Raw genomic sequence first — 19,682 nt, 5'->3', positions numbered from 1 at the left:
CCGGTAATAATCCCGGCATGAATAAAATCTTCTCTCATCCCGTGCGTCTCCCCGCCGCGCTGCGAAACGATGCGGGCGCGCTGATCTACTCTGCGAAGAGCTTTGCCGCGGCGATGCTGGCTTATTATGTTGCGCTGTCGATCGGCCTCGAACGCCCCTCGTGGGCCATTATTACGGTTTACATCGTGTCGCAGACGTCGGTCGGCGCATCGTTGAGCAGAAGTCTCTACCGGCTGGCCGGTACCGTGGCGGGTGCCAGCGCGACCGTTGTGATTGTGCCCGCCTTCGCAAATACGCCAGTCCTGTGCAGCGTGGTGCTGACGGGCTGGATCGTATTCTGCCTGTGGCTCTCCCTGCTGGAACGCACGCCCCGGGCTTACGCATTTGTGCTGGCAGGCTACACCGCGAGCCTGATTGGTTTTCCGGCGGTGTCCGATCCCGGCGGCATCTTTAACGTCGCCATCGTTCGCGTGCAGGAGATCGCGATTGGGATTTTCTGCGCGGCGCTGATCCACCGCTACGTGCTGCCCGCGCGCGTATCGGGCCAGTTCAACGCTAAATTATCCCAGACGCTACAGGCCGCGCGCGGTCGGGTGGCGGATACCTTAGCAGGCAAACCCGACGCGGCTTCCGGCCCCCTGCATCTGGCCCTGGCGCTGCAGTTCCTGCAGGGCATCAGCCACCATATTCCGTATGATTTTGCCCTTTCAGCCCCGGTGCGGCAGGCCAGAAAAGCGATTCACGATCGGCTGGCGCGGCTGGTTATCGTCAACTGTGAACTACACGATCGCCTGCCAGCGATCGGAACCCTGCCCGCCGACGTGCAGGCGTTGATGGGCGACGTTCAGGCCTGGCTTGCCGCTGAAGGCGCTGATGCCGGCAGTACGGCAGAGTCGCTGCGGCTCCGCTGTACGCTTCTCATCGATCGGTATGCCGCGCAGGCGCAGACGTTTGACGACGCGCTGCAGGTCAGTTTTATCCGCTACCTCTCGGAGGCGATCGCGCTTCTGCAGCAGTGCGAACGTCTTTCCGGGGCCGTCCACCGTGCAAAACCCGTGTTTGGGGAGGTGCAAACCCGCGCGGTGAAAGGCTACGTTTTCCATCGCGATCCTCTTACTGCCGCCCGCACGGCGCTGGGGGCTTTCGCCATCATCCTGAGCGGCTGTCTGGTCTGGATCTTCTCGGCGTGGCCGGATGGCGGTACGGCGGTTTCGATACTCGGCGTCTGCTGCACGCTGTTTGGCAGCTTCGACACCCCGGCGCCGCACATCGTGAAATACATCATTGGCTCATTCTGGGGCATGGTCATTAGCCTGTTCTACAGCTTTGCGCTGCTGCCGCAGGTAAGCGATTTCCCGGTGCTGGTGGCGGTGCTTGCCCCGGCGTATCTGCTGGCCGGGTCGCTTCAGGCGCGCCCGCCCACCACGTTTATGGCGATGGGCATCACCCTGACCCTGCCCATTCTGTGCGAGCTGGGGGCGCACTACAGCGGAGACTTCGCCGTTGCGGCCAACACCGCCATCGCGCTCTTTGCCGCCACCGGCTTTGCCGCCGTCAGCATGAGCCTGCTGCAAACCGTGCAGGCGGACGGCGCCATCGCGCGTCTGCTGAACCTCTGCCAGCGCGACATTCGCCGCAGCGTGAAGGGCACGCTGCGGGTTGATGAAACGCACTGGATCAACCTGATGATAGACCGAACCGCCCTGTTGCTGCCGCGTTTGCAGCGCAGCGCGCGCGCGCCGGAGCAGGCGCTCGATCGGCTGCTGCACGCGCTGCGTCTGGGGCTGGCGGTCATGCATTTACGCCGCAGTGACGCACCGCCCGGCAGGGAGGTTGACGCGCTTTTTCATCGGATAAACGCTGCGGACCGCAACGCCTTGCGCGAACGCATCGCTGCCCTTATCGAACGTCATCTGCCTGCAGCAGATGAACATACGCGCCAGTTTGTCTTCAGGCTGGTGGATCTGCACTGTGCATTACGGGGGCCAGACCATGGTTAACGATCTCAATATCGGCGGGGTTTTTATTCCGGGGTTACTGATGGTCGCCCTCGCGGCGCTGGTCTGCACGCTGGGCCTCGTCGCGCTTTTCTCTCTCAGCAGGCTCTACCGTCGCTTGCCGTTTCGCCCGCTGATGGATGTTTCAACCTGGATTGTCACCTTTTTCCTGCTGATGCAGGGTCTGACCGCGTTGGGGTTATTGTCATGAAATCACTGCTCTCTTTACTGGCTCGCTATGCGCTGACGTTGAGCGCCGTCGCGGCGGCCACGCTTCTGGCCTTTATGATGTGGAAACACTACGCGCAAACGCCGTGGACCCGCGACGGCCGCGTGCGGGCGGACGTGGTGCAGATTGCGCCGGACGTCTCCGGGCCGGTCATCAGCGTGGCCGTGCGTGACAATCAGTGGGTGAACCGGGGCGATGTGCTTTACACCATCGATCCGCGCTGGCTTAAGCTGGCGGTGGTCAGCGCGCAGGCGGACGTCGAATCGAAACGCCATGAGATGCTGATGCGCCAGGATGCGGCCCATCGCCGCACGCTGATTAAAAACGCCATCTCGAGCGAGGATTTACAGCAAACCGGCAGCGCGGCGAACGTCGCGGCGGCCAATTATCAAGGCGCGCTGGCCGCGCTGGATCTGGCAGAGCTGAATCTGGCGCACGCCACCGTCCGTGCGCCGGTCTCGGGGTACGTCACGCACCTGCGGCTTCGCCCCGGGGACTACGCGACGGCGGGGGAGACGAAGGTCGCCATCGTTGATGCCCACAGCTTCTGGGTGGTGGGGTACTTTGAGGAGACCAAGCTGCGCCATATTCGCATCGGGGATGCCGCGCAGGTGGTGCTGATGGGTTACGAGCCGGTCATCACGGGCCATGTGGAGAGCATCGGGCATGGGATCGGGGACAGCAACGACGAAACGGGCGGGCTGGGTCTGCCCGACGTCGAGCCCACCTTTAGCTGGGTGCGCCTGGCGCAGCGCGTGCCGGTGCGCATTCATATCGACAGGTTGCCGGAGGGGGTTGAGCTGGTGGCGGGGCTGTCGGCGAGCGTGGCTGTAGGGAGATAGGGAGGGAAGGTGATAGATGTGAGTATGAATGTCTGTGTTGTGCCAGGAGCAGACGTTAAGGAAAGTATTATTTAGATGTGAAATATTTGCGTAATATTTTTTCTAATAGCGAGAAAACGACCGTGACCCTTTTGGGAGTAATCAGCTGGTAAGGTCGATATAAATAAAATTGCCATTTCTCCTGTCGCAGTTCTGGCAGTGGGGGAACAAGTTGGCCGCTTGCTAAGTACTCCCTACAGATAAAATCGCTGGATTGTACAACCGTTTTTCCGGCCAATGCAGCCTGAATTTCGGCGTATGGGTCTGTAGTATAAAACTCAATATGACGAGGGACAAAAGTATTCACTGCGTCACTCATAAACTCAAATGATTTCCCCGTTTCAGGATTAATTAAACCACTAAATGGATAACGCTGTCGAAGATCTTCTAAATCAGTTGGTGCTCCCAGGCGCGCAATGAGTTCAGGGGATGCAACCAAAATATGTTCAACTTGCCCGATATTTTTAATGATAAAGTTTGGATTAGGCTCTCGCCCTACGCGTATGCCTATATCGATACGATGCTCGATAGTATCAAGTTTCATCATATCTAAACGCCAGTCGATAAATAACTCAGGATATGGACGCAGTGCAGTCAACAGTTCATACAAGATTTGCTCGTGTTTTGGAAATCGAAGTAATGTGATACGAACAATACCTTTCATTTCATTATCATCTTTCGCCATCAGAAATAACTTTTCAGAATCTTCCAGCAGTCGCTTCGCTTGGGGTAAAAATAACTCACCGAAACTGGTGAGAAAGATCGACCGAGTATTGCGTTTGAAAAGAGGTTCACCAAGCTGTTTCTCCAACTCAGCGACTGTTCGGGTTACTACTGATGGTGAAACCGACAGCTTTATGGCTGCTTCGCGGAAGTTCAGGGTTTCAGAGGCAATGATAAAAAACTTTAGGGCATCAAGTTTGTTCATGATTGTTGTGAAAATTGCAATAATGTATTTTGATAATAGCAATTAATTTGCAACTATTCCACTCATATAATCGAACAATCAAATAAGTAACCTGTCTTAATTTTTATCAGAACTCAAAAGAGAAAATTATGTCAATTCAACCAGTAGAGTTAAACAAAGCCTATCGTTTATTGCAGGTCGGGCCAACGACGATGATATCAGCTAAAAATGATGGCATTGAAAATGTCATGGCAGCGGCCTGGGTGGGGTTAGTAGGAAATAATAAAGTAATGGCTTTTATAGGTCCACAGGCATTTACTCGCGGACTTGTAGAAAAAAGTGGATATTACGTTGTCCAGATCCCAGTAGTAAAACAGATGGAAATGGTTTTATATGCTGGAGGCCACAGTTATTCTGACACACCCGATAAAAACAGTAAAATTCCACTGTTTTATCAGAAAGAGTTTGACCTTCCTTTAGTTGAAGGTTGCGCTGGCTGGCTAGTCTGTAAGGTCATACCCAATGTAGAAAATGAAAAACAGCACAACTTGTTCATGGGGGAAATTGTCGGAGCATGGAGTGATGACCGCGTTTTCAGAAATGGGCACTGGATTTTTGATGATGCGCCTGATGAATTACGTACTGTCCATTACGTAGCTGGCGGACAGTTTTACGCCATTGGTAAAGGTACAAAATTCAATTATGGTCCAGGAAAAGACTAATCCTTACTGCTGTATAAATGTAGCCATATAACATGGCTACATAGAGGTAATAGTATAAATAAAAACAACCGACTTAAGATGTCCGCTTTTTGCTCTTAACGGACATTCAACAAACAACTTTGTACTTTGAGTAAGGCCGAAATCCTGCTTATTACCTCGCATATTTCCGGCCTTCAGTCACCCGCCTCAGTGCGCCGTTATATAAGGCTCCTTCACAAATTCAGCCAGCAGCCAGACCATATCATGCAGCAGCCCGGTGAGTTCTTTCGCCACGCTCGCAGGCAACGTTCCGCCCATCACCGCCAGCGTTAACGCCACAGCATAATCCACCTGCAACGCCGTTTCCTGCCAGCAGTCCGGCACACAGGAGGTAATCTTTTCCCCTGCGATCAACTGTTCAACCAGATACGACGGAAGCTCCGAGTCACAGCACTCACGCAGCCGCTTAAGCGCAGCCAGCAATCGCTTGCAGAGTGTGGCAAACGTCACCGTATCGTCAGTGTCCACCAGCACGCTAACATACGCAGTGCAGGCGTCAGCCAACTCAAAGAGATCAGCAGAATCGGGAAGTTGCAGGTGAAGAAGGTGATGAACAGCACTTTCCTCAGAAAGCGCGTAAGACAGGGAAGGGATAGTTGTCATGTGATTTTCCTTTTTAAACTTACTCCAGACCACCACATAAGTTCCTACGCTCATGGGTGGTAGCGCTGACGGAGGTAGGAATACCGCACATGACAAAGCGGCCAACCTTTCGGTTGCTCCGCCAGCGCGACCGTATTTTAACGGGATGAACGCTGTCGCGACAAAAATAATTGCCGAGTCATGTTAAACGGGTTCCTACGCCCGGTTACGGATGTGCCGCAACGCAGGCACTTTACGACCGCGAAGAAGGGATGAAAAGGGATCCTCCTGGATTACATAAGGTTACTTGCAGGTTTGCGAGGAGTCTTCCAGAAAGCCCTGTCATCAATATCTTTCCAAATGCCACTCCATGCGTTTATGGTGTTACTTCCCCTTCTACTTTATCAGGTTGCACATATGCCGAGCGCCAGCGAGAGCAAAGACTGGGTCAAATTTGCGCAAACGCCAGGGAAAATAGAGCGCATAGAGGCGTATTTCAGCGGACATGGCTATGAGCCACATCGGCATGACACCTACGCGATAGGCAGAACCTTGTCCGGGGTGCAGAGCTTTCACTATCGGGGCAGTCAACAACACAGCCTTCCGGGCGGGACGATGGTTCTGCACCCGGACGAAGTGCATGACGGAGAGGCGGGGACGACTGAAGGATTTCAGTATCGGATGCTGTATATCGATCCGGCGTTAGTTCAGAAAATCCTGGGCGGAAAACCGCTGCCGTTTATTCCCGGCGGGATCTCATCCGATCCCCGGCTTTTTGCGGCGACCGAATCCTTGCTAAAAGCACCAGAAGAACCTGTCGATACGCTGGAAGAAGAGGATGCGCTTTACGATCTGGCCAACACGCTGGCCATGGTGGGAGGACAACGCTTTCGTCGATGCGCATTCGATTATCGTCGCGCAGAGCGTGCACGCGAGTATATTCAAACAGAATTCAGCCAGGACATTACGCTCGACACGCTATCCGAGGTCAGCGGCAGGGATCGCTGGAGCCTGAGTCGGGATTTTCGTGCACTTTACGGAACAAGCCCGTATCGCTATGTGACGATGCTGCGTCTTGAATATTGCCGACGTTTGATTGAAAAAGGCCTGTCTCTTGCTGAAGCGGCCGTTGAGGCCGGGTTTTCTGACCAAAGTCATATGACTCGCCAGTTTATCAAAACGCTGGGGATCTCACCGGGACGCTGGCAGAAAATCATCCAAAACAGCCGCACCTGAGCTGCACAATCGTTCAAGACCGGCGCAACGGCCTTACTCTATCCTGGACACTTCTCAACCATAGGGAGTGTCACCATGTATCAACCCATTAATCTGGAAAATAAATTTTCCCTCTTCGACGCGCACTGGCAGCCGAAGGTCATCGCTCAGATGAATGACTACCAGTTTAAGATTGTGAAAATAGAGGGAGATTTTATATGGCACGCGCATCCTGAAACCGACGAAGCATTTATCGTGGTTGAGGGTGTGATACGTATTGATTTTCGTGACGGGCACGTGCTCGTTAATCCGGGGGAATTGTACGTTGTGCCGAAAGGCGTTGAACATAAGACGTCTGCTGAAACGACGGTAAAAATGATGATGATAGAACCTTGCGGGGTTCTGAATACGGGACACGAAGGCGGGGATCGCACCGCAGAGAACGATGTCTGGATTTGAGGACGAAGGATGACTTGCCGGGTGGCGGCTGCGCCTTACCCGGCCAACAAACCCTCAAAACCCCTATAAGCCGCTATGATTCCTCGCTCATCATCGTCAAAAACCGCTTCACCGTCCGCGAGCGTTCAAAGCGTCGCCAGCAGAGCGCGATATCGGTATAAAGCTCCGGCGAGCTCAGCGAGTGATAGGTCACATTCGGCGGTGAAATGGCCGCCATGGATTTGGGCACCAGCGCGAACCCGCCGCCCGCGGAGACCATGCTCAGAGAGGAGGAAAGCTGCGACGACTGCAGCGCGTGCTGCACGTCGATCCCGGCCCGCTCGCAGCAGCCGTGAACCCGTTCGTACAGCCCCGGCGCGACCTCCTGCGGGAACAGCACCACCGGCGTATCCCGAAGCTGCTCTAACGCCAGCGAATCGCACGCCGCCAGCGGATGATCGCGATGCAGCGCCACCACCATCGGCTCCCGGTCGAGGATTTTTAACTCGAACGCCTTGCTGCTCTCGCACGGCAGGCGCACGAAGGCGATATCCAGTTCACCCTCCGCCAGCATTGTCGTCAGCGACGACATATTGGCTTCCACCTGGTGAACCTGCACCGCCATGTTCTGCACCTGAAACTGGCGGATCAGCGCGAAAATTTTGGGATGAAAAGCGTCGGAGCTGGTGATGCCAATCGACAGGTTCCCGTTCAGCCCGCGCGCGATGCCGCGGGCCTTTTCCAGCGCGGCATCGCTCAGCGCCAGGATCTTGCAGGCGTCCTCGTAGAAGGCTTCTCCCGCTTCGGTCAGCTCCACGCCCCGCGTCAGGCGTCTGAACAGCGGCGTGCCCACTTCCTCTTCGAGCCGTTTGATCTGCTGACTCAGAGGAGGCTGTGAAATACCCAGCGCTTCGGCCGCCCTGGTGAAGTGTCGCTCGCGTGCAACCGCGACAAAATACCGCAGATAACGAAGTTCCATATCTAAAACGTCTCAAACCAGCATGGTTTCTATATTGGAACTCTCTGCTGAATCGGGTCAACATTTATTTAACCTTTCTAAATAAAGTTGAAGAGGACGAGCACGATGATGCATTCATCTGCCTGCGACTGTGAGGCCAGCCTGTGTGAGACCCTGCGGGGGTTCTCCGCCCGGCATCCTGACAGTGTGATCTACCAGACATCGCTAATGAGCGCCCTGCTAAGCGGCGTGTACGAAGGGGAGACCACCATCGCCGATCTGCTGGCACACGGTGATTTTGGCCTGGGCACCTTCAACGAGCTGGACGGCGAAATGATTGCCTTCAGCAGCCAGGTGTACCAGCTGCGCGCCGACGGCAGTGCGCGTGCCGCGAAGCCGGAGCAGAAAACGCCGTTCGCGGTGATGACCTGGTTCCAGCCGCAGTATCGTATCACTTTCAATGCGCCGGTCAGCCGTCAGCAGATCCATGACGCGATCGACCAGCAGGTCCCCTCCGACAACCTGTTCTGCGCGCTGCGCATTGACGGCAATTTCCGCCACGCCCACACCCGCACCGTACCGCGCCAGAAGCCGCCGTACCGCGCGATGACCGACGTGCTGGACGACCAGCCGGTGTTCCGCTTTAACCAGCGCGAAGGGGTGCTGGTCGGGTTCCGCACGCCGCAGCACATGCAGGGCATCAACGTGGCCGGCTATCACGAGCATTTCATCACCGACGACCGTCAGGGCGGGGGCCATCTGCTCGACTATCAGCTGGAGAGCGGCGTGCTCACCTTCGGTGAAATTCACAAGCTGATGATTGACCTGCCCGCCGACAGCGCGTTCCTACAGGCCAACCTTCACCCCAGCAATCTTGATGCAGCGATCCGTTCCGTCGAAAACTAACAGGAGAACTACCGTGAACAGTGAGAAACAGTCACGTCAGTGGGCGCACGGCGCCGATATGGTTGTCGGCCAGCTGGAAGCGCAGGGCGTGAAGCAGGTGTTCGGGATCCCGGGGGCGAAAATCGACAAGGTCTTTGACTCCCTGCTGGACTCCTCTATCGAGATCATTCCGGTACGCCACGAGGCCAACGCGGCGTTTATGGCGGCGGCGGTCGGGCGGCTGACCGGCAGGGCCGGGGTGGCGCTGGTCACCTCCGGGCCGGGCTGTTCTAACCTGATCACCGGCATCGCCACCGCCAACAGCGAGGGCGACCCGGTGGTCGCGCTGGGCGGGGCGGTGAAGCGGGCGGATAAAGCCAAGCTGGTGCACCAGAGTATGGACACCGTCGCCATGTTCAGCCCGGTCACCAAATACGCCGTGGAGGTCAGTTCACCGGACGCGATTGCCGAGGTGGTATCGAACGCGTTTCGCGCCGCCGAGCACGGCAGGCCGGGGGGGGCATTCGTCAGCCTGCCGCAGGATATTGTCGACCAGCCCGCGACGGGCGCGATTTTACCCGCCAGCGGCCCGGCGCTGATGGGCCCGGCACCGGAGTCAGCGATTAACGACGTGGCGAAGCTTATCGAAAACGCCAAAAATCCGGTTATCTTACTCGGCCTGATGGCCAGCCAGCCCGCGAACAGCGCCGCGCTGCGCAAGCTGCTGGAGAAAAGCCGCATTCCTGTCACCAGCACCTATCAGGCCGCCGGGGCGGTAAACCAGGAGCACTTCACCCGCTTTGCCGGCCGCGTCGGCCTGTTCAATAACCAGGCGGGCGACCGGCTGCTGCATCTGGCGGACCTGATTATCTGCATCGGCTACAGCCCGGTGGAGTACGAGCCGTCCATGTGGAACAGCGGCGACGCGACGCTGGTGCACATTGACGTGCTGCCCGCCTATGAAGAACGCAATTACGTGCCGGATCTGGAGCTGGTGGGGGATATCGCCGAAACGCTGAACCTGCTCGCTAACCGGATCGACCGTAAGCTCGAGCTGAGCCAGCGGGCCTCCGAAATTCTGGTCGATCGCCAGCATCAGCGCGATCTGCTCGACCGCCGCGGCGCCTCGCTCAACCAGTTTGCCCTGCACCCGCTGCGCATCGTGCGCGCCATGCAGGACATTGTGAATAACGACGTGACGCTCACCGTGGACATGGGCAGCTTCCACATCTGGATCGCCCGCTACCTCTACAGCTTCCGGGCGCGTCAGGTGATGATCTCCAACGGTCAGCAGACCATGGGCGTCGCGCTGCCGTGGGCGATTGGCGCGTGGCTGGTGAACCCGGGCCGCAAGGTGGTTTCGGTCTCCGGCGACGGCGGCTTCCTGCAGTCGAGCATGGAGCTGGAAACCGCGGTGCGCCTCAACGCCAACGTGCTGCACATCATCTGGGTGGATAACGCCTACAACATGGTGGCGATTCAGGAAGAGAAAAAATACCAGCGCCTTTCCGGCGTCGAGTTCGGCCCGGTCGATTTCAAAGCGTATGCCGACGCCTTCGGTGCGAAAGGCTTTGCCGTGGAGAGCGCCGAGGCGCTTGAGCCGACGCTGCGTGCGGCGATGGATGTGGATGGCCCGGCCGTGGTGGCCATTCCCGTCGACTACAGCGATAACCCGCTGCTGATGGGTCAGCTCCATCTCAGCCAGATTTTGTGACTCAATATAAGGACAGAGAAATGCAAAAAGTTGCTCTCGTAACAGGCTCAGGCCAGGGGATTGGTAAAGCGATCGCGCTTCGCCTGGTGAAAGACGGCTTTGCCGTCGCCATCGCCGACTATAACGTTGAGACGGCAAGAGCCGTCGCCGATGAAATCATCCGTAACGGCGGCAACGCCGTTGCCGTGAAGGTCGATGTCTCTGACCGCGAGCAGGTGTTTGCGGCGGTGGAGAAAGCCCGCACCGCGCTGGGCGGCTTCGACGTGATCGTTAACAACGCCGGGGTTGCGCCGTCCACCCCAATCGAATCCATCACCCCGGAGATTGTTGACAAGGTCTACAACATCAACGTGAAAGGGGTGATCTGGGGGATCCAGGCCGCGATTGACGCGTTTCGCAAAGAGGGGCACGGCGGCAAGATCATCAACGCCTGCTCCCAGGCGGGCCACACCGGCAACCCGGAACTGGCGGTCTACAGTTCCAGCAAGTTCGCAGTGCGCGGCTTAACCCAGACCGCGGCACGGGATCTCGCGCCGCTGGGGATCACCGTTAACGCCTACTGCCCGGGCATCGTCAAAACGCCGATGTGGGCGGAGATCGACCGTCAGGTGTCCGAGGCGGCGGGTAAACCGCTCGGCTACGGGACCGAAACCTTTGCCAAACGCATTACGCTTGGCCGTCTGTCCGAGCCGGAAGATGTCGCCGCCTGCGTCTCATACCTGGCAGGCCCGGATTCCGACTACATGACCGGCCAGTCGCTCTTAATCGATGGTGGAATGGTGTTTAATTAAATTCTAATAAGCTCTGACATGAGTTTTCCCCTGCACCCATGCAGGGGCTTTTTTTTGTCTCCTCCTTCATTGTGCATTACACTGCGCGCTGCAAAACTTTAGTCATTACGATCTGACAGGCGGTAACAGCGATGAACGGTACAATCACAACGTGGTTTAAAGATAAAGGCTTTGGATTTATCAAAGATGAAAACGGCGACAACCGCTATTTTCATGTGATTAAGGTCGCGAACCCCGATCTGATTAAAAAAGATGCCGCGGTGACCTTCGAGCCAACCACCAATAACAAAGGCCTTTCCGCCTACGCGGTGAAGGTGATCCCCGAAAGTAAGCACCTCTATATTGCGGGCGAGCGCGTGAAGCTCACCTCGATCAAATCCTTCGTGGTGTTCAGCGAAGAAGAGCCGGTTGATGCCAAAATCGACAAAGAGAACGCGGTGCTGTCGGTCGGGCTGCTGATGAACAGCATCAAGCCGAAGTCCGATAAAAAGCCGGGCGAAACGCGTTCGGTGAAGAAGCTGGCGATCACCACCTTCCAGAACACGACGCTGATCTTCACCGAAGATGAGATCGACATCGATGCCACGGTGAAGCTGCTGAAGTGATTTTTTGCCGGGTGGCGGCGACGCCTTACCCGGCCTGCGAAACCCGCGCGGCGCTCGCCGCCGCACGGTTTACCCCATCCTGTGCTCGCCCCTCAACATCGCCTCACGGTCAAACACCCTCTGGATCTCACCGTGCGCCATAAACGCCGCCCGGTCGGACATATGCGCAACCACGTCCGCGTCGTGGCTCACCAGCAGATAGGTCATGCCGTGCTCGGCTTTCAGGCGGTTGAGCAGGTTCAGGATTTCCGCCTGCACCGACATATCCAGCGCCGAGGTCGGCTCGTCCAGCAGGAGTAGCTGCGGGCGCAGCAGCAGCGCGCGGGCAATGGCAACGCGCTGGCGCTGCCCGCCGGAAAGCTGATGCGGATAACGCCTGCCCGCGTCGGCGGAAAGCCCCACCTGCTGCAGCGCATCCGCCACCTTTTCGGCAATCCGCGTTTCGCCGTGGATGTTTAACGGCTCCGACAGGGTGCGCGCAACGGTGTGGTTCGGATGCAGCGAGGCCCACGGATCCTGAAACACCATCTGCACGTTGCGGCGAAGCTCGCCTTCAAAACGCCGTCCTGGCCGTAGCGCGTCTCCCAGGATCGAAATGCGGCCGTTCCACTCGCGCTGCAGCCCCGCCAGCACGCGTAGAATAGTTGATTTCCCGCAGCCGGATTCACCTATCAGGCTGAAGGTTTCCCCTTTTTCAATGGCAAAGCTGGCGGCGGACACCGCCGTTTTCTCCCCGAATCTCACCTGGAGATCCTTAACTTCAACGAGCGCCATTATCGGCCTCCTTCCACGGCTGCGTGCGGTCCAGCGTCGGCAGCATCTGGCCGAACGTTTGCGCATTGGGTCGGCAGGTCCACAGGGTGCGGGTGTACGGATGCGTCGCCTGCGGGAGCCGGCTTGCCGCCATCTCATCGACCTTCTCGCCCTGGTACATCACCAGCACGCGGTTGCAGTGTTCCGCCACCAGCGGCAGATCGTGGCTGATGAGCAGCATCGCCATCTGGCGCTCTTCGCTCTGCTGCACCAACAGCTCGAGGATCTGATTGCGCAGGCGGGCGTCCAGCGCGGAGGTGGGTTCGTCGGCAATCAGCACCTGCGGGTTGTTGATCAGCGCAATGGCGATCATCACCCGCTGGCCCATGCCCCCGGAGAGTTCGCCGGGGTAGCGCGTGAGGGCGTGTTCGTTGAGCCCGACGGCGCGGATGATGTCGTGAATGCGCGCCAGGCGCTCGGGGCGGGGCAGACGCTGGTGCAGGGTCAGCGCTTCATCAAGCTGAGCGGCGACGTTTTTCGCCGGATTCAGCGCGTAGCGCGGGTCCTGCAGGACCATCGCAATCCCGTTGCCGCGCAGCGCCTGCCAGCGGCGGGTGTTCAGGGTCAGCAGGTCGTTGCCGAGCACGTTAAGCCGGTTCGCGCTCACGATGCCGGGCTTACGCACCAGCCCCATCAGGGCGCGGGCGGACATTGACTTGCCCGAGCCGGATTCCCCCACCAGCGCCAGCCGCTCGTTGCCCAGCGTGAAGCTCAGGTTGTTGACCACGCGCGCGGCGGGGTAGTCGATATTCAGCGCATCGACGATGACGCGTTGTTCAGTCATGCTGTGGCTCCAGTACGTCGCGCAGGCCATCGCCCAGCAGGTTAAAGGCCAGGCTGGCAAACAGGATCGCTCCGCCCGGAATGGCGGCAATCCACCACTGGTCGAAAATCACCTGCATGCCGTCGGCAATCATCGCGCCCCATTCGGCCATTGGCGGGCGTGCGCCAAGGCCGAGGAAGCCCAGCCCGGCGGCCGCCAGAATAATGCCTGCAAGATCCAGCGCCAGCCGCACAATTGCGGACGGCAGACACAGGGGCAGAATATGGCCGACCAGCAGGCGCGGGCCGCGAATGCCCATCATCCCGGCGGCGGCGAGGTAGTCGCTGTGGCGCAGGCGCTGAATTTCACTCCGCGCCTGACGCGCGTAGGCGGGCCAGGTGGTTAAGGCCAGCGCCAGCGCGCCGTTGACCAGCCCCGGGCCAAGCATCGCCACAAACGCGAAGGCGAGGATCAGGCGCGGCATCGACATCACCACGTCGGTAAAGCGCATCAGGATGCGCTCCATCCAGCCGCCGTAGTAGCCGGACAAAATCCCCACCAGCAGCCCGGCGGGCAGGGTGATAACGGTGACTAATGCCACCAGTCCGAGCGCCGGTCGCGTGCCGTAAATCAGGCGCGAAAGCAGGTCGCGCCCGTAGCTGTCGGTGCCCAGCCAGTGCTGGCTGTTCGGTGCCTGCAGGCGCGCGGCGGCGTCCTGCCAGTTCGGGTCAAGCGGCGCGAGCCACGGCGCGAACAGGGCGATAGCCACCAGCAGCGCGATAGCAGCCAGCCCGCAAAACGCGGCAGGGGAGCGGCGCAGGCGGCGTAAGAAAAGATAAAACGGCATCAGCGCACCCTGGGATCGGTCGCCCGCACGAGCAGGTCGGTAAGGTTATTGATCAGCACAAAGCAGACGCCAATCAGCAGCGTGCCGCCCATGACGGCGGTGGTATCTCCGGCGAACAGGGCGGTGGTGAGGTAGCGCCCGATCCCCGGCCAGGAGAAGACGGTTTCGGTCAGTACCGCGCCTTCCAGCATGCTGGTATAGGCGAGGGCGATCACCGTCAGCAGGGTGCCGCGAATGTTCGGCAGCACGTGGCGCAGCAGGATGGCCATCTCCCCGGCGCCCTTGGCGCGGGCAAGCAGGATGTACTCTTTGTTCATTTCGCTCAGGCAGGCGGATCGCGTCAGGCGCGTGATGCTCGCCAGCGAGTAATAGGCCAGCAGCAGCACCGGCAGCACCAGGTGGCTGAGGGCGTTGCGGAACGCCTCGCGATCGCCGGAAAGCCAGGTATCCACCAGCGCAAAGCCGGTGTGCGGCTCGACGGTGAACTGCCAGATATCGTCCAGCCTGCCGGGACCCGCGCTCCACTGCAGCTTCGCGTAGAACAGGGCCAGCATCAGCAGGCCGAGCCAGAAAATCGGTACCGAGTTGCCGAGCAGGGTGAGCGTTCTGATGGCTAAATCGAGCGGCGAACCGGCGTAGCGGGCGCACAGCACCCCGGCAATCACGCCGAGCACGGCGCCGATGATTAACGCCAAAGTCGCCAGCTCCAGCGTGGCGGGGAACGCGTGCAGCAGATCCTGCAGCACCGGCTGCCCGGTGGCGCTGGCGGTGCCTAAATCACCGTGGGCAAGGTTTTGCAGGTAGTGCCAGAACTGCACGGGCAGGGGACGATCCAGCCCAAGCTGGTGGCGAACCTGATCGTAGGTTGACTGGCTGGCGTGATCGCCCACGATCTGCAGCACGCGATCGACCGGTGAGAATGCCGAGAGCGCAAACGTGACGAGCAGCAGCCCGAGGAGCGTGAGCAGCAGGGTCAGCAGACCCTGGAGCACGCGGGTGGAAAGATGTGGCATGGGAAAATCGTTATCCTGAAAATATGCACGGACGACCCCCTCTCCCACGGGAGAGGGAGAAGCAGAAGGGCTACTTCGTGACGCGATCGTACCAGACCATATCCGCGTTCAGCCCCTGCTGATACCCCTTCACGTTATCGCGCACCACGATCTGGGTTTTACCCTGATCGACGAACACGTACGGCGAATTCTGCTGCAGCTGCTCCTGCATCTTCTTGTAGAGATCAAGACGCTTCGCCGGATCCGGCTCGGCTACCGCCGCCAGCGTGGCTTTGTTCAGCTCCGGGATTTTCCAGCCGTTCAGCCCGGCCACGGTGCTGGATTTACCGTCGTTCCACGCGAAGGCGCTGGCGTTAGAGTGCGCGTCGAAGTAGTCCGGGATCCACAGACGAATCGCCGCCTGATGCTGCTTTGCGCGCACGCGGGCATAGACCTGGCTCCCGGCGGCAGGCAGCAGATCGACCTTCACCCCCCCCTGAGCAAAGCTCGCCTGCATCGACTGGGCGATGGTGATAAACGGCGGCTTGTTCTCCACGTCCAGCGTGAAGTGCGCGTCTTTAATGCCCGCTTTGGCGAGAATGGCTTTCGCTTTTGCCGGGTCAAATTTAAACGGGTTGTCTTCCAGCGCGCCCGGCAGGCCGACCGGCAGGAAGCTCTGATGAACAAAGTACTGGCCTTTCAGCAGATTTTTGGTGATGCCTTCATAATCGACCAGCCAGCGCGAGGCTTCCCAGAACGCCGGGTTGTTCAGCAGCGGGTTGGCGCTGTTGCCAGTGTTAAACACCAGGTAATTTTGCTCGGCGGACGGAATGCTCAGCACCTTCACGCCCGGCTTGCCGTCGAGCGCGCTAATCTGGTCTGCGCCCAGATCGCGCGCCACGTCCGCATCACCCTGCTGGATCAGCAGGCGGCGTGAAGCCGGATCGGGGACGTTTTTAATGATGATGCTTTTGAGCTTCGGCGCGCCGCCGGGCGCTGATTCGTTAGCTTCCAGCACGATAGCCTGATGCGGCTGATAGACGCGCATTTTGAACGCACCGCTGCCCGCCGAGTGCATTTTCAGCCAGGCGTTGCCGAAGTCATTATCCTTCACGTTTGCCGCGACCTGCTTTTCATCCACTATGGAGGCAATCGGCGTGGAGAGAATATTCAGCGCCACCGACGGGCTAACGTCCGCCGTCCAGTGAAGCTGGAGGGTATGGTCGTCCACCTTTTTCAGCTGGCTGGCGATGTTGCTCGCGTCCCAGCCCAGCACGTTGAGGATAAAGGCCGGGGATTTGTTCAGCGTCACGGCGCGGGTGTAAGAGAAAATCACGTCTTCCGGGCGCAGAGGGTTACCGGAGGCGAATCTGGCATCGGGCTTAAGCTTAATCGTCAGGGTTTTTGCTGCCGCGTCCGCTTCCCAGCTTTCTGCCAGAATCGGGGTGATTTTTTCCGGGTTATCGCGGTCCGGCTGGACCAGACGCTGATACAGGCTCGGCACGGTCTGGATGCTGGAAAGCTCGTTGGCTTCGGCCGGGTCGAGGCTCACGATGTCATCCAGCCCCTGGGCAACAACCAGCGTGTTGGGCGGAGTAGCGGCGTGGACAGCGCCTGAGAGCGCAGCCAGCACCAGTAACGGCAACAGTTTTTTCGTCATAGCGATCCCTGAGAAGAATATATTGTGATTGTTTTATGCTCCGCTACGTTAGGGCGACTCTTAAATTCCGCAAAGTCGAAATTCAGCTTTGCTTATATCTTGCGGGAATATCGCATGCGCTCGGGCTATTAAAATACGCTGCTTTTCGCCCGCTTTTTAACCTGCTATAACAAACTCCTTACCTTTCAGGGAGTCACCACCGTGCCCGAAATCAATCAACATGGTCAAACCGTTAACGATATCGTTCCCGACTGGAGAGGCGCGCGCGTATTAACCCGCACGCCGCTGTTCGGCCAGTATTGCCGCCTGGAGCCGCTGGATGCCGATCGTCACGCGGCCGATCTCTATGAGGCCTACGCGCTGGGCGACGACAGCGACTGGACGTGGCTTGCCAGCACGCAGCCAGCGAGCGTGGAAGCCACCGCCCACTGGATCGTGGCTAAGGTGATGGACGATGAGCTGGTGCCGTTTGCCGTCATTGATTTACGCACCGAACGCGCGGTGGGGCTGGTGAGCTATATGGCCAACGAGCGGCTGCTGGGGTCGGTGGAAATTGGTCACGTGACCTGGTCGCGCAGGATGAAAGGAACCCGGATGGGCACCGAAACGGTGTGGCTGCTGCTGAAAAATGCGTTTGAGCACGGCTACCGGCGCGTCGAGTGGAAGTGCGATTCCATGAACGTTGCGTCACGCAATGCGGCGGAGCGGCTGGGGTTTGTCTGGGAAGGACGCCTGCGCCAGAAGCTGGTGCGCAAAGGGCGCAACCGCGACAGCGATATGCTTTCTATTATTGACGCCGAGTGGCCGCAAAGAGACGCCGAGCTGCGCGCCTGGCTGGCGGCGGAGAATTTTGACGGAGAAGGGCGGCAGATTAAGCGGCTTGAGGCGTTTCGGTTATAAGTGTTTTATGTAGGGTACATCTGAAACGGTCGATCAATCTGCGGAAATGGCAATTTCAATCAAATTGGTTTTTCCTGACTGTAGCCCCTGCGTCACCGCCGTGGCGATATCCGCGGTCTGGGTCACCCGGCAGCAGCGGATACCCATCGTGGTGCCCAGCGACTGGAAATCAATTCGCGGGTTAATCAGATCCATCCCGATAAAACGACCCAGCTTTGTCGAACTGTAGCCCGGCTGTCCTTTCATGAAGTTTTTCAGGATGTTGTACTCCAGGTTATTCATCACGATAAAGGTGACGGGCAGATTTTCGTGCGCCGCCGTCCAGAGCGCCTGCGGCGAGTACAGGGAGGCGCCGTCGCCAACCAGACACACAACCGGCTCGCGCCCCAGCCCCAGCGAGTGACCTACTGCTGCAGGCATTCCCCAGCCCAGACCACCGCCGCGCATAAAGTAGTAGCGCGGGTGCTGCTGGTCGGAGATAAACCGGCGAACGTGTCTGGCCGTTGCAATCGCTTCGTCGACAATCGTTATGCCCGGTGGAACAGACTTTATCACCTCGTAGGCCGCGACCATCGGCGAAATCGCCGGCCGCAGCCGCTCGGCTGCCAGACGTTCTTCCTGCAGTTGCCACTCTTTTTCACGTTCAGCGCGTGCCGCTTTGAGCAGCCGCTGATGCGTCAATTTGCTTGCCACCCGGCGCTGCTCAAGCTTCGGCAGCAGTTCCTTCAGGGAGAGCTTTATATCCCCCATCACCGAGAGGCGGGTGGCGTAGGTGCGGCCAAGTTCGTTCATATCCGCCGAGAGCTGATACACCGCGCAGGTTTCCGGAATCGCCTCGCCCTCGCTATACAAAATGGTAATCAGGCTTCTGCCGCCGATGATAAACACCGCATCGTAGGCATTAACGACGCTGGCGATTTCATTTGCGGTGGTGGGCATATTGCCTCGCCAGAGCGCGTGCTGCGTGGGGAAGGGCAAATTCAACGGCCAGGAGGAGCCGTAGACGTGAGCGCCGAGCGCTTCAGCAAGCTGGACAATCTCCTGCGTCGAGCCGCTGGAGTGAACTTCATCCCCCGCCACAATCATGATCCTGCCGGGGGTGACTTCGCTTAGCGCCTGCGCCAGTTCGTCCAGCGAGCCCGCCACGGTGTGGTAGTTCACTTTAGAGGCCGTTTGTATCCCGGCGTCGCTCAGCTCTTCCATCACGTTCATTGGCAGGGATAGCAGCACCGGACCGGCCGGAGGATAGCTGGCGGCATGAAACGCCCGACGCACCAGCACCGGAAGCTGGTCGGCGCTGGTGACCTCCTGCGCCCATTTCACCACCGGCGATCCAATGGAGACAATGTCATCGTACAGGAGCGGGTCGCGCACGTAGTGCCGCGTGTCCTGCTGCCCGACGGTGACAACCAGCGGCGTTTTCATGATCCGCGAATTAATGAGATTCCCCATGCCGTGCCCAAGACCGCTGGCGGTATGCAAATTGATAAAACCGGTCTTGCCGGAGGCTTTCGCGTAGCCGTCGGCAATGGCGACCACGCTGCTCTCCTGGAGTGCCAGAATATAGTGAATATTTTCATGGCGAAGAAGGGCATCAATGAGCGGAAGTTCGGTGGTGCCGGGGTTGCCAAAAATATATTCCACACCTTCACTCTCCAGCACTTCAAGGAGAATGTCGGCACCCGAACGCATATTTAAATCTGATATGGACGTTAATGATTTAATCATAATGACACCTCAATCA

The 19,682-nt window shown here is 58.5% G+C and carries 20 protein-coding genes; 11 read left to right on the top strand and 9 right to left on the bottom strand.

The annotated features are described in order from the left end of the window. Positions 1-17: 17 nt before the first annotated feature. Genes ACZ6J2_RS10975 through ACZ6J2_RS10965 form a run of 3 tightly spaced genes read left to right on the top strand, consistent with a single transcriptional unit; the run spans position 18 to position 3,068 of the window. The gene (locus ACZ6J2_RS10975; RefSeq protein ID WP_471725706.1) at positions 18-2,000 is read left to right on the top strand and encodes an FUSC family protein; all 1,983 of its coding nucleotides are present in this window, start codon (positions 18-20) and stop codon (positions 1,998-2,000) included. After that, positions 1,993-2,208 carry a DUF1656 domain-containing protein gene (locus ACZ6J2_RS10970; protein ID WP_033144858.1) on the top strand — a complete coding sequence of 72 codons (216 nt, stop codon included), beginning with the start codon at positions 1,993-1,995 and terminating at the stop codon, positions 2,206-2,208. The genes ACZ6J2_RS10975 and ACZ6J2_RS10970 overlap by 8 nt, the downstream gene beginning before the upstream one ends. Further along, positions 2,205-3,068 carry an efflux RND transporter periplasmic adaptor subunit gene (locus ACZ6J2_RS10965; RefSeq protein WP_471725705.1) on the top strand — a complete coding sequence of 288 codons (864 nt, stop codon included), beginning with the start codon at positions 2,205-2,207 and terminating at the stop codon, positions 3,066-3,068. The genes ACZ6J2_RS10970 and ACZ6J2_RS10965 overlap by 4 nt, the downstream gene beginning before the upstream one ends. A gap of 67 nt (positions 3,069-3,135) precedes the next feature. On the opposite strand, the gene ACZ6J2_RS10960 is transcribed toward ACZ6J2_RS10965, so the two are convergent. After that, positions 3,136-4,035: a LysR family transcriptional regulator gene (locus ACZ6J2_RS10960; protein ID WP_045374596.1), complete on the bottom strand. Its 900-nt coding sequence runs from the start codon at positions 4,033-4,035 to the stop codon at positions 3,136-3,138. A gap of 128 nt (positions 4,036-4,163) precedes the next feature. On the opposite strand from ACZ6J2_RS10960, the gene ACZ6J2_RS10955 reads away from it, so the two are divergent. Further along, positions 4,164-4,736, top strand: coding sequence for a flavin reductase family protein (locus ACZ6J2_RS10955; protein ID WP_049056778.1), 573 nt, complete (start codon positions 4,164-4,166; stop codon positions 4,734-4,736). A 186-nt stretch (positions 4,737-4,922) separates the two neighbouring features. On the opposite strand, the gene ACZ6J2_RS10950 is transcribed toward ACZ6J2_RS10955, so the two are convergent. Beyond that, positions 4,923-5,378 (bottom strand): hypothetical protein, encoded by a 456-nt coding sequence (locus ACZ6J2_RS10950; protein WP_320721080.1) that lies wholly within the window; start codon positions 5,376-5,378, stop codon positions 4,923-4,925. A 396-nt stretch (positions 5,379-5,774) separates the two neighbouring features. Here ACZ6J2_RS10950 and ACZ6J2_RS10945 point away from each other — a divergent pair, with 396 nt between their 5' ends. Further along, positions 5,775-6,593, top strand: a complete 819-nt coding sequence (locus ACZ6J2_RS10945; protein ID WP_471725704.1) for an AraC family transcriptional regulator — start codon at positions 5,775-5,777, stop codon at positions 6,591-6,593. Positions 6,594-6,668: 75 nt separating this feature from the next. Next, entirely contained in the window at positions 6,669-7,031 is a 363-nt protein-coding gene (locus tag ACZ6J2_RS10940; RefSeq protein ID WP_471725703.1) for a cupin domain-containing protein, read from the top strand. 73 nt (positions 7,032-7,104) lie between these two features. Here the strand turns inward: ACZ6J2_RS10940 and ACZ6J2_RS10935 are convergent, their stop codons facing one another. Next, on the bottom strand, positions 7,105-7,989 hold the full coding sequence (locus tag ACZ6J2_RS10935) for a LysR family transcriptional regulator (RefSeq protein ID WP_471725702.1): 885 nt from the start codon (positions 7,987-7,989) through the stop codon (positions 7,105-7,107). A 105-nt stretch (positions 7,990-8,094) separates the two neighbouring features. On the opposite strand from ACZ6J2_RS10935, the gene budA reads away from it, so the two are divergent. The 4 genes from budA (at position 8,095) to ACZ6J2_RS10915 (ending at position 11,963) form a co-directional block, all read left to right on the top strand. Next, entirely contained in the window at positions 8,095-8,874 is a 780-nt protein-coding gene (budA, locus tag ACZ6J2_RS10930) for an acetolactate decarboxylase (protein WP_471725701.1), read from the top strand. Between the two features lie 13 nt (positions 8,875-8,887). Beyond that, entirely contained in the window at positions 8,888-10,567 is a 1,680-nt protein-coding gene (alsS, locus tag ACZ6J2_RS10925) for an acetolactate synthase AlsS (protein ID WP_471725700.1), read from the top strand. A gap of 20 nt (positions 10,568-10,587) precedes the next feature. Beyond that, positions 10,588-11,358: a (S)-acetoin forming diacetyl reductase gene (locus ACZ6J2_RS10920; protein ID WP_023334821.1), complete on the top strand. Its 771-nt coding sequence runs from the start codon at positions 10,588-10,590 to the stop codon at positions 11,356-11,358. 131 nt (positions 11,359-11,489) lie between these two features. Next, positions 11,490-11,963, top strand: a complete 474-nt coding sequence (locus tag ACZ6J2_RS10915) for a cold-shock protein (RefSeq protein ID WP_109081117.1) — start codon at positions 11,490-11,492, stop codon at positions 11,961-11,963. 69 nt (positions 11,964-12,032) lie between these two features. On the opposite strand, the gene ACZ6J2_RS10910 is transcribed toward ACZ6J2_RS10915, so the two are convergent. The 5 genes from ACZ6J2_RS10910 to ACZ6J2_RS10890 form a co-directional block, all read right to left on the bottom strand. Then, positions 12,033-12,737: an ABC transporter ATP-binding protein gene (locus ACZ6J2_RS10910; protein WP_471725699.1), complete on the bottom strand. Its 705-nt coding sequence runs from the start codon at positions 12,735-12,737 to the stop codon at positions 12,033-12,035. Further along, complete coding sequence (locus ACZ6J2_RS10905) at positions 12,724-13,560, bottom strand: ABC transporter ATP-binding protein (RefSeq protein ID WP_471725698.1); 837 nt, start codon at positions 13,558-13,560, stop codon at positions 12,724-12,726. Before ACZ6J2_RS10905 ends, ACZ6J2_RS10910 begins: the two co-directional genes overlap by 14 nt. Next, positions 13,553-14,386, bottom strand: a complete 834-nt coding sequence (locus ACZ6J2_RS10900) for an ABC transporter permease (protein WP_471725697.1) — start codon at positions 14,384-14,386, stop codon at positions 13,553-13,555. The genes ACZ6J2_RS10905 and ACZ6J2_RS10900 overlap by 8 nt, the downstream gene beginning before the upstream one ends. After that, positions 14,386-15,399: an ABC transporter permease gene (locus tag ACZ6J2_RS10895; RefSeq protein WP_471725696.1), complete on the bottom strand. Its 1,014-nt coding sequence runs from the start codon at positions 15,397-15,399 to the stop codon at positions 14,386-14,388. Before ACZ6J2_RS10895 ends, ACZ6J2_RS10900 begins: the two co-directional genes overlap by 1 nt. Positions 15,400-15,469: 70 nt before the next feature. Then, on the bottom strand, positions 15,470-17,038 hold the full coding sequence (locus ACZ6J2_RS10890; RefSeq protein ID WP_087822149.1) for an ABC transporter substrate-binding protein: 1,569 nt from the start codon (positions 17,036-17,038) through the stop codon (positions 15,470-15,472). 201 nt (positions 17,039-17,239) lie between these two features. On the opposite strand from ACZ6J2_RS10890, the gene ACZ6J2_RS10885 reads away from it, so the two are divergent. Beyond that, positions 17,240-17,938, top strand: coding sequence for a GNAT family N-acetyltransferase (locus ACZ6J2_RS10885; protein ID WP_471725695.1), 699 nt, complete (start codon positions 17,240-17,242; stop codon positions 17,936-17,938). Positions 17,939-17,971: 33 nt separating this feature from the next. Here the strand turns inward: ACZ6J2_RS10885 and ACZ6J2_RS10880 are convergent, their stop codons facing one another. Then, a complete protein-coding gene (locus tag ACZ6J2_RS10880; protein WP_471725694.1) occupies positions 17,972-19,666 on the bottom strand; it encodes a thiamine pyrophosphate-binding protein in 1,695 nt (564 codons plus the stop codon). Between the last annotated feature and the right edge of the window lie 16 nt (positions 19,667-19,682).

The organism is Enterobacter sp. E14S (assembly GCF_055666685.1).
This window is presented reverse-complemented; position numbering and strand designations above follow the sequence as displayed.